At 73.2% G+C, this 21,458-nt stretch carries 24 protein-coding genes; 15 read left to right on the forward strand and 9 right to left on the reverse strand.

The window, feature by feature from the left end; translation table 11 throughout:
- The first annotated feature begins 65 nt into the window (after nt 1-65).
- Nucleotides 66-1,883: an ABC transporter ATP-binding protein gene (locus CXY01_RS11700; RefSeq protein WP_146927618.1), complete on the forward strand. Its 1,818-nt coding sequence runs from the start codon at nt 66-68 to the stop codon at nt 1,881-1,883.
- On the opposite strand, the gene CXY01_RS11705 is transcribed toward CXY01_RS11700, so the two are convergent.
- Nucleotides 1,876-2,760 carry an aminoglycoside phosphotransferase family protein gene (locus CXY01_RS11705; protein ID WP_146927619.1) on the reverse strand — a complete coding sequence of 295 codons (885 nt, stop codon included), beginning with the start codon at nt 2,758-2,760 and terminating at the stop codon, nt 1,876-1,878. The two genes, CXY01_RS11700 and CXY01_RS11705, sit on opposite strands and share 8 nt — an antisense overlap.
- 79 nt (nt 2,761-2,839) lie before the next feature.
- Between CXY01_RS11705 and CXY01_RS11710 the strand changes: the two genes are divergently transcribed.
- Nucleotides 2,840-3,661 (forward strand): TspO-related membrane protein, encoded by an 822-nt coding sequence (locus CXY01_RS11710; protein WP_146927620.1) that lies wholly within the window; start codon nt 2,840-2,842, stop codon nt 3,659-3,661.
- A 157-nt stretch (nt 3,662-3,818) separates the two neighbouring features.
- Here CXY01_RS11710 and CXY01_RS11715 read toward each other — a convergent pair whose 3' ends face one another.
- Entirely contained in the window at nt 3,819-4,592 is a 774-nt protein-coding gene (locus tag CXY01_RS11715) for a 2-phosphosulfolactate phosphatase (RefSeq protein ID WP_222594542.1), read from the reverse strand.
- Between the two features lie 183 nt (nt 4,593-4,775).
- Here CXY01_RS11715 and CXY01_RS11720 point away from each other — a divergent pair, with 183 nt between their 5' ends.
- The 3 genes from CXY01_RS11720 to CXY01_RS11730 are packed head-to-tail and all read left to right on the forward strand — an operon-like array spanning nt 4,776 to nt 6,019.
- Nucleotides 4,776-5,216 carry an SRPBCC domain-containing protein gene (locus CXY01_RS11720; RefSeq protein WP_146927621.1) on the forward strand — a complete coding sequence of 147 codons (441 nt, stop codon included), beginning with the start codon at nt 4,776-4,778 and terminating at the stop codon, nt 5,214-5,216.
- Nucleotides 5,213-5,551: an ArsR/SmtB family transcription factor gene (locus CXY01_RS11725; protein WP_146927622.1), complete on the forward strand. Its 339-nt coding sequence runs from the start codon at nt 5,213-5,215 to the stop codon at nt 5,549-5,551. Before CXY01_RS11720 ends, CXY01_RS11725 begins: the two co-directional genes overlap by 4 nt.
- A gap of 24 nt (nt 5,552-5,575) precedes the next feature.
- On the forward strand, nt 5,576-6,019 hold the full coding sequence (locus CXY01_RS11730; protein WP_146927623.1) for an SRPBCC family protein: 444 nt from the start codon (nt 5,576-5,578) through the stop codon (nt 6,017-6,019).
- A gap of 5 nt (nt 6,020-6,024) precedes the next feature.
- On the opposite strand, the gene CXY01_RS11735 is transcribed toward CXY01_RS11730, so the two are convergent.
- Nucleotides 6,025-6,663 (reverse strand): SRPBCC family protein, encoded by a 639-nt coding sequence (locus CXY01_RS11735; protein WP_146927624.1) that lies wholly within the window; start codon nt 6,661-6,663, stop codon nt 6,025-6,027.
- Entirely contained in the window at nt 6,660-7,007 is a 348-nt protein-coding gene (locus CXY01_RS11740) for an ArsR/SmtB family transcription factor (RefSeq protein WP_146927625.1), read from the reverse strand. Before CXY01_RS11740 ends, CXY01_RS11735 begins: the two co-directional genes overlap by 4 nt.
- 71 nt (nt 7,008-7,078) lie before the next feature.
- On the opposite strand from CXY01_RS11740, the gene CXY01_RS11745 reads away from it, so the two are divergent.
- Complete coding sequence (locus CXY01_RS11745) at nt 7,079-7,369, forward strand: DUF1905 domain-containing protein (protein WP_146927626.1); 291 nt, start codon at nt 7,079-7,081, stop codon at nt 7,367-7,369.
- Nucleotides 7,366-8,016, forward strand: a complete 651-nt coding sequence (locus tag CXY01_RS11750) for a class I SAM-dependent methyltransferase (RefSeq protein WP_222594543.1) — start codon at nt 7,366-7,368, stop codon at nt 8,014-8,016. Before CXY01_RS11745 ends, CXY01_RS11750 begins: the two co-directional genes overlap by 4 nt.
- Here the strand turns inward: CXY01_RS11750 and CXY01_RS11755 are convergent.
- Genes CXY01_RS11755 through CXY01_RS11765 form a run of 3 tightly spaced genes read right to left on the reverse strand, consistent with a single transcriptional unit; the run spans nt 8,004 to nt 10,648 of the window.
- A complete protein-coding gene (locus tag CXY01_RS11755; RefSeq protein ID WP_146927627.1) occupies nt 8,004-9,113 on the reverse strand; it encodes an epoxide hydrolase family protein in 1,110 nt (369 codons plus the stop codon). The genes CXY01_RS11750 and CXY01_RS11755 overlap by 13 nt on opposite strands.
- A gap of 10 nt (nt 9,114-9,123) precedes the next feature.
- Nucleotides 9,124-9,645, reverse strand: coding sequence for a nucleoside/nucleotide kinase family protein (locus CXY01_RS11760; protein ID WP_146927628.1), 522 nt, complete (start codon nt 9,643-9,645; stop codon nt 9,124-9,126).
- On the reverse strand, nt 9,638-10,648 hold the full coding sequence (locus CXY01_RS11765; protein ID WP_146927629.1) for a LacI family DNA-binding transcriptional regulator: 1,011 nt from the start codon (nt 10,646-10,648) through the stop codon (nt 9,638-9,640). The genes CXY01_RS11760 and CXY01_RS11765 overlap by 8 nt, the downstream gene beginning before the upstream one ends.
- Nucleotides 10,649-10,739: 91 nt before the next feature.
- On the opposite strand from CXY01_RS11765, the gene CXY01_RS11770 reads away from it, so the two are divergent.
- From CXY01_RS11770 to CXY01_RS11795, 6 genes are all read left to right on the forward strand, one after another.
- A complete protein-coding gene (locus CXY01_RS11770; protein ID WP_146927630.1) occupies nt 10,740-12,653 on the forward strand; it encodes a M3 family metallopeptidase in 1,914 nt (637 codons plus the stop codon).
- A gap of 287 nt (nt 12,654-12,940) precedes the next feature.
- On the forward strand, nt 12,941-14,011 hold the full coding sequence (locus CXY01_RS11775; RefSeq protein ID WP_246125270.1) for an ABC transporter substrate-binding protein: 1,071 nt from the start codon (nt 12,941-12,943) through the stop codon (nt 14,009-14,011).
- On the forward strand, nt 14,008-14,802 hold the full coding sequence (locus CXY01_RS11780; protein ID WP_146927631.1) for an ABC transporter ATP-binding protein: 795 nt from the start codon (nt 14,008-14,010) through the stop codon (nt 14,800-14,802). The genes CXY01_RS11775 and CXY01_RS11780 overlap by 4 nt, the downstream gene beginning before the upstream one ends.
- Nucleotides 14,795-15,661: an ABC transporter permease gene (locus tag CXY01_RS11785; protein ID WP_146927632.1), complete on the forward strand. Its 867-nt coding sequence runs from the start codon at nt 14,795-14,797 to the stop codon at nt 15,659-15,661. Before CXY01_RS11780 ends, CXY01_RS11785 begins: the two co-directional genes overlap by 8 nt.
- Nucleotides 15,662-15,673: 12 nt before the next feature.
- Nucleotides 15,674-17,026, forward strand: coding sequence for an LLM class flavin-dependent oxidoreductase (locus tag CXY01_RS11790; protein WP_146927633.1), 1,353 nt, complete (start codon nt 15,674-15,676; stop codon nt 17,024-17,026).
- A gap of 53 nt (nt 17,027-17,079) precedes the next feature.
- Nucleotides 17,080-17,382, forward strand: coding sequence for a hypothetical protein (locus CXY01_RS11795; RefSeq protein ID WP_146927634.1), 303 nt, complete (start codon nt 17,080-17,082; stop codon nt 17,380-17,382).
- Here the strand turns inward: CXY01_RS11795 and CXY01_RS11800 are convergent.
- Nucleotides 17,379-18,425, reverse strand: coding sequence for a serine hydrolase domain-containing protein (locus CXY01_RS11800; RefSeq protein ID WP_146927635.1), 1,047 nt, complete (start codon nt 18,423-18,425; stop codon nt 17,379-17,381). The genes CXY01_RS11795 and CXY01_RS11800 overlap by 4 nt on opposite strands.
- A gap of 77 nt (nt 18,426-18,502) precedes the next feature.
- Here CXY01_RS11800 and CXY01_RS11805 point away from each other — a divergent pair, with 77 nt between their 5' ends.
- Entirely contained in the window at nt 18,503-20,233 is a 1,731-nt protein-coding gene (locus tag CXY01_RS11805) for a lipase family protein (RefSeq protein WP_146927636.1), read from the forward strand.
- Between the two features lie 13 nt (nt 20,234-20,246).
- Here the strand turns inward: CXY01_RS11805 and CXY01_RS11810 are convergent, their stop codons facing one another.
- The gene (locus CXY01_RS11810) at nt 20,247-20,570 is read right to left on the reverse strand and encodes a TFIIB-type zinc ribbon-containing protein (RefSeq protein ID WP_146927637.1); all 324 of its coding nucleotides are present in this window, start codon (nt 20,568-20,570) and stop codon (nt 20,247-20,249) included.
- A gap of 140 nt (nt 20,571-20,710) precedes the next feature.
- On the opposite strand from CXY01_RS11810, the gene CXY01_RS11815 reads away from it, so the two are divergent.
- Entirely contained in the window at nt 20,711-21,391 is a 681-nt protein-coding gene (locus CXY01_RS11815) for a DUF2306 domain-containing protein (protein WP_146927638.1), read from the forward strand.
- Nucleotides 21,392-21,458: the final 67 nt, after the last annotated feature.

Genomic DNA, 21,458 nt, shown 5'->3' on the forward strand with positions numbered 1-21,458 from the left:
GTAACACCGAGTTCCATAGGGAAACGGTGTTGACCGATATGGCACACGAGTGTTCCACTGGCTCGATGACGGCGACGACGACGGACACTCCGACCGAGACCGACCCAGCACCCGCCGCCGACCAGGCGCCGCGCGGCGAGAAGCTCCGCATCCTCATCGGCTTCGCCCGGCCGCACCGCCGGACCCTCCTGCTCGGGCTGGGTCTGAGCCTCGTGGCGACGGCGATGGGCCTCGCGACGCCGATGGTGACCAAGTGGGTGCTCGACTCCCTCTCCGAGGGGCTCAGCCTGGCCGCACCCATCGCGCTGCTGCTCGGGCTCCTGGTGGTCGGGTCCGCCGTCGGGCTCGCGCAGTGGATCCTCATGGGCACCGTGGCCGAGCGCATCGTGCTCGACGCGCGGGAGTCGCTGGTCCGCAAGTTCCTTCGCGCGACCGTGCCGGCCGTGACACGTCGGCCCGTCGGCGAGCTGGTCACCCGGACCACGTCGGACACCCTGCTGCTGCGCGAGGCCGCGTCGTCCAGCCTCGTCAGCCTGGTCAACGGCGTCGTCGCCCTCGTCGGCACCCTGATCCTCATGGCGGTCCTCGACCTCGTGCTTCTCGGGACGACCATCGCCGCGATCATCGTCGTCAGCGTCCTCATGGCGCTGCTGCTGCCGGGCATCGCGAAGGCGCAGGAGGCCGCGCAGGAGTCCGTCGGCCGGCTCGGCGGCACGCTGGAGGGCACGCTGCGCGCGGTCCGGACGGTGAAGTCGAGCCGGGCCGAGGAGCGTCAGGGCGAACGGATCCTCGCCGACGCGCGCGACGCCAAGGACCACTCCGTGCGCGCGGTGCGCACCACCGCGGTCGCCTGGACCATCTCCTGGGGCGGCATCCAGCTCGCGATCGTGGTCATCCTCGGGCTCGGCGCGTGGCGGGTGTCGCAGGACCTGCTCGCGGTGTCCAGCCTGGTGGCGTTCCTGCTCTACGCGTTCAACATCGTCGGCCCGATCACCGAGCTGACCCAGGCCTTCACGCAGCTGCAGTCGGGCATCGCTGCGGCCGCGCGCATCCGCGAGGTCACGGAGATGGACAGCGAGCAGCCCGTGGCCTCCGGGTCCGTCCCGGACGTCGTCGTGGACGACTCGACGCCCGTCGTCGAGCTGCGGAACGTCACCGCGGCGTACGGCCCCGACGCCGAGCCCGCGGTCCGGGACATCTCCTTCGTCGTGCCGCGACGGGGTCACACCGCGCTCGTCGGCCCGTCCGGAGCGGGCAAGACGACCGTGTTCTCGCTGCTGCTGCGCTTCCTCGAACCGCAGTCGGGGCAGCTCCTGCTCGACGGGCGCCCGTTCTCCGAGATCGGGCACGACCGGCTCCGCGAGCGGTTCGCCTACGTCGAGCAGGAGACGCCGATCGTGCCCGGCTCGATCCGCGACAACCTGCTGTTCAGCGCCCCCGACGCGACCGACGAGGAGCTCGACCGGGTGCTGACCGCCGTCCGGCTCGACGGGGCGTTCGACGCGCTCCCCGAGGGTCTGGACACGTCGCTCACCTCGACGTCCGTCTCCGGCGGCCAGCGCCAGCGCATCGCTCTCGCCCGCGCGATCCTCAAGGCGCCCGAGGTCCTGCTCCTCGACGAGGCGACCGCCCAGGTGGACGGCCTGACCGAGTCGGCGATCCACGACTGCATCCGGGACCTCGCCGCGCGCGGAGCCGTCGTCACGGTCGCGCACCGGCTGTCCACGGTCCTCGACGCCGACACGATCCTCGTCATGGAGGACGGCCGGGTGCGGGCCCGCGGGACGCACGAGGAGCTGCTGGGGTCCGACGCGCTCTACCGAGACCTGGTCGAGGCGCTGCGCATCGGCGTGGAGCTGCCGGGGCGCGTCGCCGTCAGCTGACCTCGGCGGTCACCTCGCGGATCACGTGCCGGGCGTTCGCCGCCAGCACCGGGTTGGTGTCGCGGTAGTAGGGCAGCTGGACCAGCGCCTGCGCCAGTGCACGCGCCCGGGCGCGGGTCCAGGTGGTGTCCTCGACGTCCAGGTCCTCCCGCAGCACCGCGCGGGCCGGCGGCGGCAGGAGGTTCCAGGCGACCCCGAGGTCCAGCGTCGGGTCGCCCGTGCCGATGCCCGCGAAGTCGATCAGGCCGGTGAGCCGGTCGTCGGTGAGCAGCAGGTTGCCGGGCGCGATGTCGCCGTGCACCCAGGTGCGCCGGCCGTCCCACTCGGCCGTCGCGAGCGCGTGCTCCCAGGCGGCGGTGACCGCGTCCGCGTCGATCTCGTCGGACACCGCCACGATGTCGCGACGCACCTGCTCGTCACGGTCGACCAGGCGGCCGGGCTTGACCCGGCCGTCGGCCAGCGGCAGCGCGCGGATCGCACGGACCAGCACCGCGAGGTCCCGCGCGAGCACCTCCGGCTCCCGCAGGGCGCCGAGGACCGGGTTGCTCCCCGGCACCCACGTCAGCACCGACCACGTCCACGGGTAGCCGTGTGCGGGGGTGCCGACGGCGGCGACCCGCGGGATGGTCACCGGCAGCAACCCGCCCAGCCGCGGCAGCCACCGCACCTCGTGGTCCACCGTGTCGCCGGCCCAGTGGATGCGGGGCATCCGGACCACCAGGTCGTCGCCGAGCCGGAACATCGCGTTGTCGGTGCCGCTCGACGGCACCCGCCGCACGGGCAGGTCCGCCCACTGCGGCAGCTGGTCGGCCAGGAGGGAGCGGACGAGGTCGACCGGGAGGTCGAGCTCGTCGGCGTGCATGCGCGTCGTCGTCATCAGGGACCAGCCTCCCCGCTCAGGCAACGGGTTTGCCGCTCAAGATGCTCAGCATGCTGAGTGTTGGCACGATGGCGGGATGGAGACCGCACTCGCCAGCCACGCACCCGCCACGACCCGCGACCGGGTCCGCCAGGTCACCGTCCTCGTCGGTGCGATCGTCGCCATCGGTGGTGCCGCCGTCGGCTCCGGGGCGTTCGGCGGCCAGCCCATCGCCGACGCCGCCGATGGAGCCCTGTCCGCGACCGCCACCCCCCTCGCCCCGGACACCCCCGCCTTCTCCATCTGGTCGCTGATCTACCTCGGGCTCGGCGTCTTCGCCGTCGTCCAGGCGCTGCCCCGCCAGGGCGCCGACCCGCGGCTGCGTGCCGTGTCGTGGTGGGTGCTGGCGTCGATGCTGCTCAACGCCCTGTGGATCGGGGTCGTGCAGGCCGGATCGGTCGGCGGCAGCGTCGTGGTGATCCTGACCCTGCTGGCGGTGCTGGCGACGATCTTCGTCAAGCTCGTCCGGATCGCGCACACCGGGATCGCGACGTCGCTCATCACCGACACGACCATGGGCCTGTACCTCGGCTGGGTCAGCGTCGCGTCGCTCGCCAACATCGCCGCCTTCCTCACCGTCGCCGACGTCGGCGAGCTGGGCCTCGGCGCGACCGGTTGGTCGGTGGTCGTGCTGGCCGCCGGCGCCGCACTGTCCGTCGCGTACGCGGTCTTCGGCCGCACGCGTCCGTCGGTGATCGTCCCGATCGGCCTGGCCATGGCCTGGGGCCTCGGCTGGATCGGCCTCGGTCGCACCAACGGTCCGCTGGTCGACGAGACGGTCGCGACGGCCGCGTTCGCCGCCGCCGCGGTCGCGCTGCTGGCCCCGATCGTCACCAGCCTGGTGGCCCGTCGCCGCTGACGAGAAAGCCCTGAGCGCCGCGCGCACACCTGGTCGCATCGCTCGAGTCTTGGTCGGTCGCGAGCCGGCGCGACGAGGTCCCCTCGCGGCACTCGTCGATCCGTCGTCGGCCGGCGACGTTGTGGCACGCGGTCGCGAGGTCCGCTGCCGACCGCCGTCACCGGAACCGTCGGTCGGCCCTGAACGCGGGTCCGGTGCCGTCGTCGAGCAGCCGGGCGACGGTGTCCGTGGCGTCGAGGTCGACGGCGATCGTCACGTCGTCCGACCAGCCGGAGGCAGTGAGCTCCCGGCCGCTCGTGGACTCCTGGATCGTCGCTGGGGGATCGAGGGTCGCTCGCCAGAGCTGGGCAGCGGCCCTGGCCTCGACGGAGAGGTGGTCGTCGCGGAGCGCCGCGGCGATCGCGCCCGCGCCGAGCAGGTCCTCGAGGCACGGACGCAGGCTCCCGTCGGGCCACCGCTCGCCGGCGGGGACGAGGACGACGTCGTGCTGCGGATCCTCGGCCAGGTGCTCGGCGGCGGAACGCGCGACCGCGGTGGCGTTGCGCAGGCAGCCGGCGACGACCGTCGCACCGGTGCTGGCCAGACCGTGCGCGATGGTGGCGCCGTTCGGTGACGGGAGGACGAGCCGACCTCCGCGCAGGTCCAGCAGCGATGCCGGCGAGAGGCTCAGACGGCCGTCGCCACGGGGCTGGGCCAACGAGGCGCCCAGCCGCGCCGCCAGCGCGTCCGCGGCTGCCGGGTCGCGGTGCGGGTAGGGGTGGACGACGACGCCCTGGTCGCACGCCACGGTCACGGCGGTGGAGAACGACAGGACGTCGACGACGACCACGAGACTCGCCGACCCGTCGGGACCGAGCAGGTGGAGCGCCCCGGTCAGCCCCCACTCGAGCCGCACCCGGGCGGGCCGCTGGTCGGGGAGCGTCGCGATCACCGGCCGAGTGTGCCACCGGGCGGCTTGGCGACGCCGTGCGCCGAACCCGACAGGGGCGCCGTGAACCGACTCCTTCACGACCTCCCTGTCGGGTTCGGCGACGAGGTGCAACTGATGGTTGCGCAACTTCGGCGACCCGCGTAGCGTGACGTGCAACCGATCGTTGCAGAAAGAGGGAAGCTCATGGAGTTCGGGAGCATCGAGCGCGAGATCCACGTCGACGCGTCACCGGAGGTCGTCTTCGAGGTGATCAGCAGCCCGGAGCACATCCGGGAGTGGTGGAACGGTGCGGAGACGGACCTGTCGCCGACCCCGGGGGCGTCGGCCCAGGTCGGGTGGGGCGACCACGTGGAGCCGCTGACCGTCATCGACGCCGACCCGCCCCGGCTGTTCTCGTTCCGCTGGATCTTCGACGAGGGGACGGAGGGCCCGTCGCTGCTGGTCACGTTCGAGCTGGTCCCGTCGGGTGCGGGGACGCTGCTCAGGATGACCGAGACCGGCTACCGCGAGAAGGGCTGGGAGGTCGCGACGCTCGAGGCGGCCTACGCCGAGCACGTGGAGGGCTGGGACCGGTTCGTGCCCGCGATCGCGCAGTACGCGGCTGGGCTGGTGTCGGCGCCATGAGCGTCGCCGTCGACGACGATCTCTGGTCGGCCATCGGCGACCCGACGCGGCGGCGGATGCTCGACCTGCTGCTGACGGACGGGGCGGGCACGGCGACGACGCTCAGCGACAGCCTCCCGGTGACCCGGCAGGCCGTGGCCAAGCACCTCGCGGTGCTGGACCGCGTCGGCCTGGTGCACGTCAGCCCCGCGGGACGCGAGCGCCGGTACCGGGTGGACGAGGCGCAGCTGGCGCGCGCGGTCGCGCAGCTCGCCGACGTCGGCGCGGCCTGGGACGCCCGCCTGCAGCGCATCAAGCGGATCGCGGAGGCGATCGAACGCAGTCAGAAGAAGTAGGGACGCAAAGGACAGGAGAGCGAGATGGTGGACATCATTCATCGGGTCGGCGTGCAGGGGGCAACCCTGGACGACGTGTACGCGGCCGTGGCGACCGTCGACGGCCTGGCCGGCTGGTGGACGGCCGACACCACCGGGGACGCCGGGGTCGGCGGCCTGCTGGAGTTCCGGTTCGGGCCGGGCGACATCGAGATGGTCGTGCTTGAGCAGGAGCCGGGCGTCAGCGTGCTGTGGGAGGTCGTCGACGGGCCGCCCGAGTGGATCGGCACCACCGTGCGGTGGGAGCTCAAGCAGGAGGGCGACTACGTGATCGTGCTGTTCGCGCACGAGGGCTGGAAGGAGCGCGTCGAGTTCATGTCCCACTGCAGCACCAAGTGGGCGACGTTCCTGATGAGCCTCAAGCAGCTGGTCGAGACCGGCACGGGTGCACCCGCGCCGGCCGACGTCCAGATCTCCGACTGGCACTGACCGGGTCAGCCCCCGAGGAACATCGCCGTCGTCCGCTCCTGCGCGGCGCGGGCGGCGGCCTCGGGGGTGCCGGCTGCGACCGCCGCGTCGGCCCATCGCCGGCTGCTGTCCCGCAGGAACTCCTGGCCGCTCTCCGTGCCGCTCCATCCGGTCGCCTCGGCTGGGGTGTCGCTCCCCGTGGCCAGGTGGTGCGCGAGGCCGACCAGGCCCAGGTCCCAGCCGATGCCGACCGCGCCGGGGCCGAACTGGTCCCAGAGCCCCGCGTCGAGCGACCCGCTGTGCTCCAGCGTGAGCCGCGCGCGGTCGCCGCCCTCGGGCTCGACCGTGACGGTGAGGATCGTCGGCGGGCCGTACATCTCCCAGGTCACGGTGAACGTCCGTGGGGGCGTGCACGACGTGATCGTGCCGTGGGCGTTGCCCTCGATCTGGTACTCGCCGCCGAGGCGCAGGTCGCCGCTGACCGGGCCGAACCAGCGGGCCAGCCGCTCGCCCGTGGTGCACGCGTCCCACAGGTCGTCCGCGTCGGTGCCGTAGGACTGGCTGATCGTCGCCACGGTGTCCACGGTGTCGCCGTCGCGGCTGGCGGTCACGGCGCGGCTCACCGCGTCGAGCTGGCCGTCGGTGCGCACGGGGTGGTCGGTCATGGTGTCTCCTCGGTTCGGCGGGCGCGGCGCCCGCGGGCGATCTCGGTGTCGAGCGCGGCGAGCCTCGGTGTCCAGGCGCGTCGGAACGCCTGCAGCCAGTCGTCGACCTCGTGGAGCGGTCGCGCGTCGGCGTCGACGGAGTAGAGCCGACGGGCACCGTCGGGCCGGACCGACGCGAACCCGTGGTCGCGCAGCACCCGCAGGTGCTGCGACACCGCGGGCTGGCTGATCCCGAACTCGGCGCGCACCGTCTCCGTCAGGTCGCCGGCCGACCGCTCGCCGTCGGCGAGCAGCTCGAGCAGGCGCCGGCGGACCGGGTCACCGAGGACGTCGAAGGCGTGCACAAGACCTTTATTTCATCCGACACTTATATAAGTCAAGACGTATGTCAGCGGCGGGCGGCATCATGACCAGGATGGAGTTTCAGTTCAGCGGCGAGATCATCTACTGGCGTGGGCCGTCGCCCTTCCACTACGTCCCGGTGCCACCGCAGGAGAGCGCCGAGATCAAGGCGGTGTCCGCGGAGGTCACCTACGGGTGGGGCGTGATCCCGGTGCTGGTCACCATCGGCGACACCGAGTGGGAGACGTCGCTGTTCCCCAAGGACGGCCGGTACCTGGTGCCGGTCAAGGACATGGTGCGCAAGGCGGAGGCCCTCGAGCTCGGGGACACCGTCACCGTGCAGCTGATCCTGAGGGAACCGTGACCGGCTGGCTGGGGGACACCCGCGAGTCCTACGACACGGTCGCCGAGAGCTACGCGCGGACGGTGCCGGCGATGGTCGACGACCTGCCGGTCATGCGCGGGGTGCTGGCACTCTTCGCCGAGCGTGTCCGTGCCCTCGGTGGTCCGGTGGTGGACGTCGGGTGCGGGCCCGGGCACCTCACCGCCCGCCTGCGTGACCTCGGCCTGGACGTCTCCGGCATCGACCTCTCCCCGGAGATGGTGCGGCTCGCCCGGCGCGACCACCCCGGGCTGTCGTTCGAGGTCGGGTCCATGACCGGGCTAGGCCTGCCGGACGGGTCGGTCGGCGGGGTGCTCGTGTGGTTCTCGCTCATCCACGTCCCGGACGAGGAGGTCCCGACGGTGGTCGCGGAGCTGCACCGCGTGCTGCGGCCCGGCGGCGTCGCGATGCTCGGGTTCCACGTGGGCGACCAGCGCTCCCACAAGACGCAGGGGTACGGCGGGCACCCGATGCGGGTGGACGTCTACCGTCGGCCCGTCGAGCGCGTCGCGGGCTGGCTGCGCGACGCGGGGTTCGCGATCGAGACGACGCTGCTCGACGATCCCGACGGCGACGTTCCGGCCGGGACGGTGCTCGCCCGCCGCGCCGGCGGCGCTCAGGACCGGTAGGGGCGGAAGAAGTCGCGCAGCTCCTGGGCGTACAGCTCGGGCTCCTCGAACGCGGCGAAATGCCCTCCGCGCGGCGGTTCCGTGACCCGGACGGTGTTCGCGGTGCGGTCGAGCCACGCGCGCGGCGGCCGGACCAGGTCGTGCGGGAACAGCGAGAAGCCGGACGGCACCTCGACCCGGCGCGCGTGCTGCTCCGGCGGGACCGCGGAGTTGGCGCGGTACATCCGCATGGACGAGCCGATGGTCCCGGTGAGCCAGTAGATCGTGAGGTTGGTGAGGACCTCGTCCCGCGTGTAGGCGTGCACCCCGCCGTCGCTCCACGCGTGCAGCTTCTCGACGATCCACGCCGCAAGCCCGGCCGGGGAGTCGGTGAGCCCGACGGCGGCCGTCATCGGCTTGGTCCGGTGCATCGCGGCGTACGCGCCCTCGCCGGCGCCCCAGGCCTGGGCGCCCGCGATGAAGTCACGCTCCTCGGGTGCGAGGTCCGCCGGGTCGCCGGTGTAGACGGGGAGGCCGCCGTCCGTGCGGTGGACCGCCACGACGCGGTCCGGGTGGTCGAGCGCGAGGAACCGGCTGACGCCGCTGCCGATGTCCCCGCCCGCGGCGCCGAAACGCTCGTACCCGAGCTCGGTCATCAGCCCTGCCCAGAGGCCGGCGACGCCGACGACGTCCAGCGGCGCACCCTCGGAGTACCCGAACCCCGGCATGTCCGGGACCACGACGTCGAACGCGTCGGCCGGGTCCTCCGGCTCGGTCAGCAGCGAGACCACCTTGCTGTACCGCCAGAAGGAGTCGGGCCAGCCGTGCGTCAGCACCAGCGGCAGCGCCCCGGCGGCGGACGCCCGGGCGTGCACGACGTGGATCCGGTGGTCGCCCACCGGCACGTGGAACCGCGGGTGCCGGGAGAGTGCCGCCTCCTGCGCGGGCCAGTCGAACTCGTCGGCCCAGTACGTGACGAGGTCCCGGAGGTAGCCGAGGTCGGTGCCCTGCGACCACCCGGCGTCCTGCGGCGACTCCGGCCAGCGCGTCGCGCGCAGGCGCGCACGCAGGTCGTCGAGGGCCTCGGGCGTGGTGGGCGAGCGGAACGGCTCCGGCATGCGACCCACCCTAGGGACGGCCGCCCACACCCCAGGGCACCAGCGTGAGGATCTCGCGCGCGACCTCGACCGGGTCCCGCCCGTCGGTGTCGACGCGCGGCATCCACGCGGGGGTGTCCGCGGACAGCCGACGGGCGGCGCGGGCGGACCGCTCGAGGTGGGCGGTGAGCTGGTCGCCCGACTCCCGGCCGGCCAGCCGGGCACCGACGACGTCGTCGGACGCGGTGAGCAGGACGCCCATGATCCGCGGCTCGTCGCCCATCGCCGCCGCGAGCTCGTCGGCCTCCAGCACGGCCACCGTGTTGGTGTAGACCAGCCGCCGGTACCCGAGCTCGCGGTAGTTCGCCCAGATCGCCGCGAGGTTGCGCATGCTCAGCCGGTGCTCCCACGGCGGCGGCCACGCCTGGTCCAGGGTGTCGCCCTCGACGAGTGCGTGCTGCACGTCGGCGTCCCGCAGCAGCGCGTGCACGGCGCTGCCCACCGACGTCTTGCCGACGCCCGAGCGCCCGCCGATGACGAGGAGCTCAGACACCGGGTGCCCGAGCCGTCGACCCGCGCACCACCAGCTCGGGCACGAACAGCTGCTCCACGCGGGACGGCTTCTCGCCGCGCATCTCCGCGAGCAGCGCGTCCACGGCCGCGCGGCACACGGCGTCGACGGGCTGGCGGATCGTGGTCAGGGGCGGGTCGGCGAACGCGACGAGCGGGGAGTCGTCGTACCCGAGCACGGAGACGTCCTCCGGCACGCGCAGGCCGTTGGACCGCGCGGCACGGATGGCGCCCAGGGCCATGAGGTCGGAGCCGCAGATGATCGCGGTGTGCCGGGAGTCGAGCAGGTCGGTGGCGGCGGCCTGCCCGCCCTCGGCGGTGTACAGCGACGAGCTCACGTGGAGCTCGCCGTCGTCCAGGCCGTGCCGCGCGAGGGCGGCGCTGAACGCGGCGACCTTGCGGCGGGTAGGAACGAACCGGTCGGGCCCGATCGCGAGGCCGATGCGGCGGTGGCCCAGCGCGACGAGGTGGTCGACGGACGCGTCGATCGCGGCGGTGTCGTCGGTGGAGACGAAGGGGGCGTCGATCTCGTCGTTGTACCCGTTGACCAGCACGATCGGCACGCCGGAGTTGCGCAGCCGCTGGTAGCGCCCGAGGTTGGCCTGCTTGTCGGCGTGCAGGCCGGAGACGAACACGATCCCGTTCACCGCGTGGTCCAGCAGCACCTCGACGTACCGGTCCTCGGACGTCCCGCCGGGGGACTGCGTGCAGAGGACCGGCGTGAACCGCTCCTCGGTGAGGTGCTGCTCGATGGCGTCGACGAACGCCGGGAAGACCGGGTTGGTCAGCTCCGGCACCACGAGGCCGACGAGGCCCACCGACTTCGTCGTCAGGGAGGCGGGGCGCTCGTAGCCGAGCACGTCGAGCGCGGCGAGGACCGACTGCCGCGTGGACCCGGAGACGCCGGGCCGACCGTTGAGCACCCGCGAGACGGTCGCGGTGCTCACCTGCGCCTGTTGGGCGATGTCCGCCAGCCGGGTCTGCACCCGTCGAGCCTATGAGTCGTGGGTGCTGCAGCCCGACGCCTCGCCACAAAGGGCTCGCACGAGTCGCGGGAGCTGCGGTTATCGTCGGCTCATGCCGACCTCCTTCCCCACCGACGCCGCCGCCTGGCCGGACTTCCTCGCCACCACCGTGGACGCGTCGCTCGACGACGCCCGCGCGCTGCTGGCCCGGCTCAAGGACGGCACGCCGCGCTCGACGCCGGAGGTGCTCGGGCTCTGGAACGACGCGGACGTCGCGATCGCGACCGGCTCCGCGGCCGCGCACCTGCTGTCCGAGGTGCACCCCGACGCCGACCTGCGGGCGGCCGCGGAGGAGCGGGCGCAGGCCGCGGAGGACCTGGTCACCGAGCGCGGCCTCGACCACGCGCTGTGGCAGGTGCTGGCCGCGACGGACGCCGACGGACTGGAGCCGGGCGCCGCCCGGCTGCGCGAGCACGTGCTGCGCGACTTCCGCCGCGCGGGCGTCGACAGGTCCGAGGAGGACCGCGACCGCCTGCGGGCGCTCGCCCAGCGGTGCACCGAGCTCGGCCTGGAGTTCTCGCGGAACATCCGCGACGGCGTCCGCAGCGTGCAGGTCCGGCCCGAGCAGCTGGACGGGCTGCCCGAGGACTTCCGCACCGAGCACCCGGCGGGCGAGGACGGGCTGGTCACGCTGACCACCGAGTACCCGGACCTGCTGCCGGTCCGCACCTACGCGACGGACCCGTCGGTCCGGCTGGCGCTGACCAGCGAGCACCACCGCATCGGCTGGCCCGCCAACGAGCCGATCCTCGCCGAGCTGCTCCGCCTGCGCGCCGAGCGGGCGACCCTCCTGGGCTACCCGGACTGGCCGACGTACGACGCCGAGGTCAAGATGATCGGCTCCGGCCAGGCGATCGCGGACCTGGTCGACAAGCTGGACGCGCTCACGGCGGCGCCGGCGGCCCGGGACGTCGAGGTCATGCTGGCGCGGTACCGCCAGGACGTGCCGGACGCGACCGCGGTGACCGCGGCCGACAACCTGTACTACGACCAGGTCATCAAGAACGAGAAGTACGACGTCGACTCCCGTGAGGTCCGCGAGTACTTCCGGTACGAGACGGTGAAGCCGGGCGTGCTGGACGTCGTCTCGCGGCTGTTCGGGATCTCGCTGGAGCGGGTCGACGCCCCCACCTGGCACGAGGACGTCGAGGTCTACGACGTCACCGACGACGGGCGGGCGATCGGCCGGGTCTACCTCGACATGCACCCGCGGGCCGGGAAGTTCAACCACGCCGCGCAGTTCCCGCTGGTGCCGGGCATCGCCGGCCGCTCGCTTCCCGAGGGCTCGCTGGTGTGCAACTTCCCGACGGGCCTCATGGAGCACGACGACGTGCTGACGTTCTTCCACGAGCTGGGTCACCTGGTGCACGAGGTGCTGGGCGGTCACCAGCCGTGGGCGATGTTCTCGGGCGTCGCCACGGAGTGGGACTTCGTCGAGGCGCCCAGCCAGCTGCTCGAGGAGTGGGGCTGGGACGCACGCGTCCTCGGGTCCTTCGCGACGAACGCGGCCGGGGAACCCATCCCCGCGGAGCTGGTCGAGAAGATGCGCCGCGCGGACGCGTTCGGGCGCGGCGCCTGGACCCGTCGCCAGCTCAACTACACGGCCCTGTCCTACGGGCTGCACGCCGACCCGCCCGCCGACCTGGCGGCGTACACGGCGGACATCGACGCCCGCTTCGGTCCGTACACGCCGATCGCGGACACCCACCAGTACGCCGGGTTCGGGCACCTCGACGGCTACGGGTCGGCGTACTACACGTATCTCTGGAGCCTGATCATCGCCAAGGACCTGCGCACGGCGTTCGGCGACGACCTGATGGACCCGACGGTCGGCCGGCGGTACCGCGACGCCATCCTGGCTCCTGGCGGGTCGGCCGACGCCGCGGACCTCGTCGCGACGTTCCTCGGCCGGCCCTCCTCCTTCGACGCCTTCGAGGCCTGGCTCGCCGACGGCACGCCCGCCTGACGGACGCCCTGTCCACCACGTGGACTAAGTAGACCGGGACGGTCGGGTATTACTACCGTCACACCATGACCTCCACGACGCCGCTCGTCGGCCCCGCCCTGTCGCTCCGCGACGCCGCGGGGTCGCGAGCGTGTTGTCGTCGCGTCACGTGCTCCGGCCGGTAGAACCCGCCGCACACACCCCCGCCCGGCCCGGTCACCCCCGCGCTGCGGCCCTGATCGTCACCCCTCCCTGACCGCGCCGGCGTTCGCCGGCGGGGCGCTGCTGCCTACCCACCGGAGACACCCGTGTCCTTGTCGACCCCACCACCGAACCGCCTCGCGTCCGCGGTCGCCCTCGTCGTGACCGTCGTCGCCCTCGCCACCGGCTGCACCGCCGCCGCCGCACCCACCGACCCCGAGGCGCCCGTCACGCTGCGCTACCAGGGCAACGCCGGCCAGGTGACGCTCCCCGAGCTGGCCGACGACCTCGGCTACCTCGAGGACGTCACCCTGGAGTGGGTGGGCGACACGACGAGCGGACCGCAGGACATCCAGTCCGCCGCCACCGGGCAGACGGACTTCGGCGGCGCGTTCAACGGCGCCATCGCCAAGCTCGTCGCCGCCGGCTCCCCGATCACGTCCGTCATCGGCTACTACGGCTCCGACGACGTCGCCTACAACGGCTACTACGTGCTCGAGGGGAGCCCGATCCGCTCCGCGCAGGACCTCGTCGGCAAGAAGGTCGGCATGAACACCCTCGGCGCGCACCACGAGTTCGTGGTCCGGGAGTGGCTGGCGAAGGAGGGGCTCACCGCGGACGAGATCGCGTCGGTGCAGCTCGTCGTCGTGCCGCCGGTGTCCACCGAGCAGGCGCTGCGCGAGGGGCAGATCGACGTCGGCACCCTCGGGGGCGTCTTCCGGGACAGCGCGCTCGAGCGTGGCGGGCTGCACGAGCTGTTCACCGACACCTCGCTGTACGGCGAGTTCACGTACGGCTCCTACGTCTTCCGCCACGACTTCATCGCGAAGAACCCCGCGGCCGTCGCGGACTTCGTGCAGGGCGTCGCCCGCGCGATCCGCTGGACGCAGACCAACCCGCGCGAGGTGGTGATCGACCGGTTCGAGACGATCATCGAGGGGCGCGGCCGCGAGGAGAACACCGAGCTGGTGCAGTACTGGAAGAGCGCCGGCGTGGCCGGTCCGGGTGGCGTGATCGACCCGAAGGAGATCTCCATCTGGGTGGACTGGCTGGTCCGCGAGGGCACGCTGAAGGACGGGCAGATCGACCCCGAGGACCTCTACACCAACGAGGACAACCCCTACAGCAACGGCACGTACGAGCCGGACAGCGGCCCGGACGGCGAGGCGACGTCATGACCGCGGCGCTCGTGCTCGACGGCGTGCGCAAGGACTTCGTGGTCCGCGACGCCGGTCGCAGCGCCCGGTTCACCGCCGTGCAGGACCTCGACCTGGAGGTGCCCGACGGTCAGTTCCTCGCGATCGTCGGACCCAGCGGCTGCGGCAAGTCGACGCTGCTCGACCTCGTCGCCGGCCTGACGACACCCACCAGCGGGCGGATCCTGCTGCACGGCCAGCCGGTCACCGGACCGGCCACCGACCGTGCCGTGGTGTTCCAGCAGTACGCGTTGCTGCCGTGGCGGACCGCCCGCAAGAACGTCGAGCTCGGCCTCGAGTCGGTCGGCGTCCCGCGCCGGCAGCGGCCGCGGCTGGCCGACGAGCACCTCGACCTGGTGGGCCTGACCGGGTTCGCGGACCGGTACCCCCACGAGCTGTCGGGCGGCATGAAGCAGCGGGTGGCCATCGCCCGGGCGCTCGCGGTCGACCCGCGCGTGCTCCTCATGGACGAGCCGTTCGCGGCCCTGGACGCCCAGACCCGCGAGTCGCTGCAGGACGAGCTCCTGCGGATCTGGCGGGCCACCGGCAAGACCGTCGTGTTCATCACGCACGGCATCGACGAGGCCGTCTACCTGGGCCAGCGCGTGGCGGTCATGTCGCCGCGGCCGGGCCGCATCAGCGACCTGATCGACATCGACCTCGACCCGGTCCCGGGCGAGGACGTCCGCTCCGACCCGGCGTTCGGCCGCCTGCGGCACCGCGTCTGGTCGTCCCTGCAGCAGCCGGCAGACCGGGAGGTCGCTCATGTCTAGCTCGACCCTGACCAGGCCGGAGTCCACGCTCGACCCCGCCCCGGAGGACTACCGCCGGCGCGCCGGCCTGAGCGTCGACGAGGCTCGACCCGCGCGGGTGCTGCCGCTGCTCGGCAAGGTGCTGCGGGGCAGCGCCGCGATCCTGCTCTTCGCCGCCCTGTGGGAGGTCGCCCCGCGGATCGGCCTGGTCGACGCGGTCTTCCTGCCGCCGCTGAGCACGTCGCTCGGGGCGCTCTCGGACCTCGTGGCCAGCGGACAGCTGACCGAGCACCTGCGGGCGAGCCTGACCCGGGCGCTGATCGGGCTGAGCATCGCGATCGCGACGGCCATCCCGCTGGGCGCGCTGATCGGGCGCTCGGCCGCGGTCGCCCGGTTCCTCAACCCGGTGCTCGAGCTGTTCCGGAACACCGCCGCGCTGGCCCTCCTGCCGGTGTTCGTGCTGATCCTGGGCATCGGGGAGACGTCGAAGATCGCGCTGGTGGTCTACGCCTGCTTCTTCCCGGTGCTGCTCAGCACGATCACCGGCGTCCGCACGGTCGACCCGCTGCTGCTCAAGTCCGCGCGGTCGCTGGGCCTGCGGCCGCTGCAGCTGTTCACCAAGGTCACGCTCCCGGCCGCGGTGCCGACGATCTTCACCGGCGTCCGGATGGCCGGCGCGGCGTCGATCCTCGTGCTCGTTGCCGCCGAGATGGTCGGTGCCCGCGCGGGCCTCGGCTACCTGGTGACCGCCGCGCAGCAGAACTTCCAGATCCCCGCGATGTACGCCGGGATCATCACGATCGCCCTCGTCGGCCTGTCGATCAACGCCGTCCTCCTGCTCGCCGAGCGCCGTCTGTCGCGCTGGCGCCCGACCTCCTGACCTGGAGCCACCATGACCCGCACCCCCGTTCGAACGCTTCACCTGAACGCCTTCCTCATGGGCGTCGGCCACCACGAGGCGGCCTGGCGCCACCCGCGCGTCGACCCTTCGCGTGCGCTCGACGTCGCGCACTACGTCGAGCTGGGCCGGATCGCCGAGCGCGGCCGCCTCGACTCGGTGTTCTTCGCCGACGGGCTGGCCGTCGGACCCAACGTCGCGCGCAACAGCCAGGCGGTGTTCGAGCCGATCACGCTGCTCACGGCCATCGCCGGGGCCACCACCCACGTGGGCCTCATCGCGACGGCGTCCACCAGCTACTACGAGCCTTACACGCTGGCCCGGGCGTTCGCGTCCCTCGACCGCATCAGCGGGGGCCGGGCGGGCTGGAACATCGTGACGTCCGGGACCGACGCCGAGGCTGCCAACTTCGGACTCGACAAGGTCCGCGCCCACGCCGACCGCTACGGGCGCGCGACGGAGTTCCTCGACGTGGCGCTGGCCCTCTGGGACTCCTGGGAGCCGGACGCGATCCGCCTCGACCCGGCCGCCGGCGTGTTCGCCGACGCCGGCAAGGTGCATCGCGCCGACCACGTGGGGGAGCACTTCCGCGTCGCGGGCCCGCTGAACGTCCCCGGCTCCCCGCAGGGTCGCCCGCTGCTGGTCCAGGCGGGCTCGTCGGAGGCGGGCAAGGCCTTCGCCGCGCAGTACGCCGAGGCCGTGTTCACCGCGCAGCGCACGCTCGCCGAGGGGCAGGCCTTCTACGCCGACCTCAAGAGCAGGCTCGCCGCGTACGGCCGGCGCCCTGAGGACCTGGCCGTCCTGCCCGGGATCGTGCCGTTCATCGCGCCGACCACGGCCGAGGCGCGTGCGCTGGAGCAGGAGTTCACCGACCTGATCTCCCCGGACTACGCGCTGCGGCAGCTGTCCGGGATGCTCGGCGTCGACCTCACCGACCACCCGCTCGACGCACCCCTGCCGCCCATCCCGCCCGTCGACTCCATCGAGGGCAACAAGAGCCGCTACCAGCTGGTCCGGGACCTGGCGGAGGGCGAGAACCTCACCGTCCGCGAGCTCATCGGGCGCCTGGGCGGGGGCCGGGGGCACCGGACGTTCGCGGGGACGCCGACCGAGGTGGCCGACGAGATCCAGACCTGGTTCGAGCAGGGGGCCGCGGACGGCTTCAACGTCATGCCGCCGTACCTGCCGGGCGGCCTCGACCTGTTCGTCGACACCGTCGTGCCGATCCTGCAGGACCGCGGGCTGTTCCGGCGCGAGTACGAGGGCGCGACCCTGCGCGAGAACCTGGGCCTGCGACCGCACGTCAACCGGTACTCGCTCGAGGTGGCCGACCGCGCGGTGGGCTGACGCGGCACGGGGCACGATGGGTCCACCCGACCGCTCGACCGAGAGGACCCGTCGTGCCCCGCACCGTCCAGCTCCGCCGTTACGACGTGAAGCCGCACCTTCTCGACGACTTCCTCGCGTGGTGGCCGGCCCGCCTGGTGCCCGCGCGGGCGGAGTTCGGGTTCACCGTCGAGTCGGCCTACCTGAACCGGGAGACGGCCGAGTTCACCTGGGCCGTCAGCGCCGAGGGGGACGCGGACGAGTTCCGGCGGCTGGAGCAGCTCTGGATGGACTCGCCCGAGCGGACCGTCGTGTTCGAGGGGATCGACGGCTGGAACGACTCGGTGGTGATCGCGCTGGTGGAGAAGCTCGTCTAGAAGGCGGCGGCCCAGAAGTCCTCGAACACGGCCGACGGCTGTGGGGACGTCCAGGCGTCCGTGGTGAGCAGGATCGCGATCGTGTCCGTGACCGGGTCCGTCCACCACGTCGACCCCAGGCCGCCGTCCCACCCGTAGGTGCCGGCGTGCCGCCCGTCGGGCAGGTCGACGACCTTCACGCCGATGCCCAGTCCCCAGCCCTCCCCGCCGCCGTGGTCGCCGTGGCGCGCGGTGCGCCACGACGGGTCCGCCGTCCGCAGGCTCGCCGCGAACGCGTGCAGGTCCGCGACCGTCGACACCAGCCCGGCGGCGGCGTCGGGGAACGCGGGCGGTGCGGCCCACTGCCCGTCGGGCTCGTCGTAGACGTCGGACCCGAGCCACTGCCGCCCGAACCGCCCCAGCCGGTCGGGTGGCACGTGGAAGCCGGTGTCGGTCATGCCCAGCGGGTCGAGCAGACGCTCGGCCAGCAGCTCCGGCAGGGGCCGCCCGGCGGCGCGGGCGACGAGCACCCCGAGCACCTGCGCACCGGTGTTGTAGAGCCACCGGGCACCCGGCTGGTGGGACAGCGGCACATTGCCGACGACCCGCATCCACTCGTCCGGCCCGGGCGCGGCCTGCGGTGCGGGCGGTCCCACGGGCATCCCGAGCTCCGCGAGCGCGCCGAGCACCGTGCCCGGGAACGGACCGGTGAAGTCCATGCCCAGACCGAGCCGGAACTCGAGCACGTCCTGGACGGTGATCGGGCGGTCGGCGGGCACCGTGTCGTCGATCGGACCGTCGGGGCTCCGCAGCACGCGGCGGTCCGCCAGCTCCGGGAGCAGTCGGTCCACGGGGTCGTCCAGCGACAGCAGCCCCTGCTCCACCAGCTGCGCCGCGAGCGCCGCGACCACGGGCTTGGTGACCGACGAGATGCGGAAGATCGTGTCCGGCGCGGTGATGCCCGCGGCGCCGCTCGTCACGTCCCCGGCCCGGTCGACCAGCCACGCCGCACCGTGCACCTCGCCAGAACCGACCCGCGCCTCGACCGCCGTCCTCACGTCCATGCGCCCACTGTGCCGGAGACCTCCGACACGCCAGACGGTGCCCGTGACCGACCCGGGACGGGGACTAGTTTCGGCTCGTGCCGCGCCGCGACGACCACTCGGTCTCCCGCCGGCTGCGACTGACCCTCGGGATCGTGGCGGTGCTGCTCGGCGCCGTGCTCGCGGTCCGGCCGTTCTCCTCGCTGGCCGTCCTCGTGGTGCTCGTCGTGGTCGGGCTGGTGGTCGTCGGCATCGACGAGCTGGCCGACGGGGACCGGTGGTCGGTGGTCCGCGGCTCCGTCTCGCTGGCCGCCGCGGTCGCCGTGGTGGTGTGGCCGGGCGTCACGATCCGCGTGCTCGCCCTCGTGCTCGCCGCGGCGCTCCTGGTCGACGGGGTGCTCGACCTCGCGCGCGCTCGCGGGGTGCACGGGACGGCCCGCGCGAACGCGGTGGTCGGGGGCGCCACGGCGATCGTGCTCGGGCTGCTGGCGCTCGCGTGGCCGGACGTGACCGTGCTGGTGGTCGCGGTCGTGTTCGCGGTGCGGCTGGTGATCGTCGGGGTGCGCGAGATCGTGGCCGGCGTGCGCGGGCAGGACGCCGACCTCGGTCGGCTGTGGCCTCGCCGGGCCGCTCCGCGCGCGGGCTGGTGGCGGCTGACGGGTGCGGTGCTCGGCGCGCTGGTGGCAGTCGTCCTGGTGCTGGCGAGCGTGGTGGTCCAGCGCGGCGTCCCTCGTCCGGATGCTTTCTACGACCCGCCGGACGTCGTGCCGTCCGCTCCGGGCCAGCTGCTCCGGAGCGCCCCGTTCACCAGCGCGGAGATCCCCGTGGGCGCCGGTGCGTGGCGGATCCTCTACACGACCACGCGCGACGAGGGGCGGCCCGCGGTCGCGAGCGCCCTCGTCGTCGCACCGGCCTCCTCGACGCCCCGCCCCGTGGTCGCGTGGGCGCACGGCACCACGGGAGCGGCCAGCGGGTGCGCGCCCTCGGTGCTCGACGACGGGCTGGGCGCCGGCGCGATGTTCGTGCAGGACGACGTCCTCGCGCAGGGCTGGGCCATGGTCGCCACCGACTACACGGGCCTGGGCACCGCGGGGCCGCACCCGTACCTGATCGGCCAGGGCGAGGGCCGTTCGGTGCTCGACGCCGTGCGCGCGGCGCACCAGCTCACCGCCGTCGAGCTGGCCGACGAGACGGTCGTGTGGGGGCACTCGCAGGGCGGCCACGCGGCGCTGTGGTCCGGGATGCTGGCGCCCACCTACGCACCCGAGCTGCGGATCGAGGGAGTCGCCGCCCTGGCGCCCGCGAGCAACCTGCCCGCGCTGGTGGACGTGGTCGAGAGCGTGACGGGCGGTGCGCTGTTCGCGTCCTACGTGGTGGAGGGCTACACCGCCGAGTACCCGGACGTGCGCTTCGACGAGCTGGTGCGGCCGGGCGCGCGGATCATCACGCGCGAGATGGCCGAACGGTGCCTCGCCGAACCCGGCGTGCTCGTGTCCGCGCTCACCTCCGTGGCCCTCGACGAGCCGATCTGGTCCGGTGACCCCAGCAGCGGCGTGTTCCTCGACCGCCTGGTCGAGAACGTGCCGTCCGGGCGCATCGCGGCGCCGCTGCTGGTGGCCCAGGGGGCCGACGACGCCCTGGTGACCCCGACCGCGCAGCAGGCCTACGTCGACGACCGGTGCGCGGCCGGCTACCCGGTCGACTACCGCACCTACGCCGGTCGGGGCCACGTCCCCCTGGTCGAGGCCGACTCCCCGCTGATCCCCGAGCTGGTCGCGTGGACCACGGACCGCTTCGCCGACGAGCCGGCCACCGACACGTGCCCGTGACCGGCAGGGCGGGTCAGTCGAACAGGTCGTCCAGGAAGCTGCGCTTCTTCTTCTTCTTCTTGTAGTAGTCGTCCCGGTCGCCACCCCGGTAGCGGTCGTCGTCGCGGTAGCGGTCGTCGGGGTACCGGGCCGGGGCGGGCGCCGGGTACTGGGCGGGCGCCGGGGCGGCCGGCGCGGGGCGTGAGCCGTAGTAGGAGGCCTCGGCGTCGGTCAGCTTCTCCAGCTCGCCGCGGTCCAGGAAGATCCCCCGGCAGCCGGTGCACTGGTCGATGGTCACGCCGTTGCGCTCGTACGCGCGCATGTCCGAGCCGCACTTGGGGCAGACGAGCGGGTTCATGGGTTCTCCGTCCGGAAGGGGTGGCCGTCGAGGGGTGAACGACCGGACCGGCCCCAGGGTTTCACCTCGGCCGAACGGACGATCCAGGACCGGCTCGTCGGCCGATGTCCCACCACGGCCCTGACCGTGAGGCTCGCGGCATGACGAAGAGACGCGACTGGCTCATCCCCACCGGCCTCATCCTCCTGAGCCTCGTCCCGATGCTGGCCGGCTCGGTGCGCCTGGCGGAGCTGGGCAGCGACCCGGCGGTCACCCCGGACAACGCGCGGTTCGTCTCGATGCCGCTGCCCGTGGTGGTGCACATCGTGTCCGCGAGCGTGTTCTGCCTGCTGGGTGCGTTCCAGTTCCACCCGGGCCTGCGTCGTCGGCGGCCGCGCTGGCACCGGCTGGCCGGTCGCGTGGTCGCCCCGGCGGGGATCGCCGCCGCGCTGTCGGGACTCTGGATGGCGAGCTTCTCCGACCTGCCCGCGACCGACGGGCCGCTCCTGGAGGTGGTCCGGCTGGTGTTCGGCACCGCGATGGTCGCGTTCCTGGTGCTCGGCGTCGTCGCCATCGTGCGCCGGGACGTCGTCACGCACAGCGCCTGGATGACCCGCGGCTACGCCATCGGTCAGGGTGCGGGCACGCAGGCGCTGATCCTGGGTCCGTTCCTGGTGATCGGGCTGACCAGCGTGACGGCCCGCGCCCTGCTCATGGCCCTGGCCTGGGTGCTGAACCTCGCCGTGGCGGAGTGGGTCATCCGGCGTCGCCGCCGCCGCCCGGCGGCTCGTCGGGGACGTCGGCCTGTCGGGAGCGCGGTCGTCCGCGCCGACGTGTCCTAGGCCGAGGCGGGGCCGATGTCCCCCTCCCGCGTTATCGTCGCCGAGGCCACGACGAGCGAGCGCGACG

This window comes from Cellulomonas xylanilytica (genome assembly GCF_007989805.1).
Taxonomy (GTDB): domain Bacteria; phylum Actinomycetota; class Actinomycetes; order Actinomycetales; family Cellulomonadaceae; genus Cellulomonas; species Cellulomonas xylanilytica.

Coding starts and splice junctions, on each gene's coding strand:
- CXY01_RS11700 (WP_146927618.1), top strand. CDS start 66: ATGACGGCGACGACGACGGACACTCCGACCGAGACCGACCCAGCACCC.
- CXY01_RS11705 (WP_146927619.1), bottom strand. CDS start 2,760: ATGACGACGACGCGCATGCACGCCGACGAGCTCGACCTCCCGGTCGAC.
- CXY01_RS11710 (WP_146927620.1), top strand. CDS start 2,840: ATGGAGACCGCACTCGCCAGCCACGCACCCGCCACGACCCGCGACCGG.
- CXY01_RS11720 (WP_146927621.1), top strand. CDS start 4,776: ATGGAGTTCGGGAGCATCGAGCGCGAGATCCACGTCGACGCGTCACCG.
- CXY01_RS11725 (WP_146927622.1), top strand. CDS start 5,213: ATGAGCGTCGCCGTCGACGACGATCTCTGGTCGGCCATCGGCGACCCG.
- CXY01_RS11730 (WP_146927623.1), top strand. CDS start 5,576: ATGGTGGACATCATTCATCGGGTCGGCGTGCAGGGGGCAACCCTGGAC.
- CXY01_RS11735 (WP_146927624.1), bottom strand. CDS start 6,663: ATGACCGACCACCCCGTGCGCACCGACGGCCAGCTCGACGCGGTGAGC.
- CXY01_RS11745 (WP_146927626.1), top strand. CDS start 7,079: ATGGAGTTTCAGTTCAGCGGCGAGATCATCTACTGGCGTGGGCCGTCG.
- CXY01_RS11755 (WP_146927627.1), bottom strand. CDS start 9,113: ATGCCGGAGCCGTTCCGCTCGCCCACCACGCCCGAGGCCCTCGACGAC.
- CXY01_RS11770 (WP_146927630.1), top strand. CDS start 10,740: ATGCCGACCTCCTTCCCCACCGACGCCGCCGCCTGGCCGGACTTCCTC.
- CXY01_RS11780 (WP_146927631.1), top strand. CDS start 14,008: ATGACCGCGGCGCTCGTGCTCGACGGCGTGCGCAAGGACTTCGTGGTC.
- CXY01_RS11785 (WP_146927632.1), top strand. CDS start 14,795: ATGTCTAGCTCGACCCTGACCAGGCCGGAGTCCACGCTCGACCCCGCC.
- CXY01_RS11790 (WP_146927633.1), top strand. CDS start 15,674: ATGACCCGCACCCCCGTTCGAACGCTTCACCTGAACGCCTTCCTCATG.
- CXY01_RS11800 (WP_146927635.1), bottom strand. CDS start 18,425: ATGGACGTGAGGACGGCGGTCGAGGCGCGGGTCGGTTCTGGCGAGGTG.
- CXY01_RS11810 (WP_146927637.1), bottom strand. CDS start 20,570: ATGAACCCGCTCGTCTGCCCCAAGTGCGGCTCGGACATGCGCGCGTAC.
- CXY01_RS11815 (WP_146927638.1), top strand. CDS start 20,711: ATGACGAAGAGACGCGACTGGCTCATCCCCACCGGCCTCATCCTCCTG.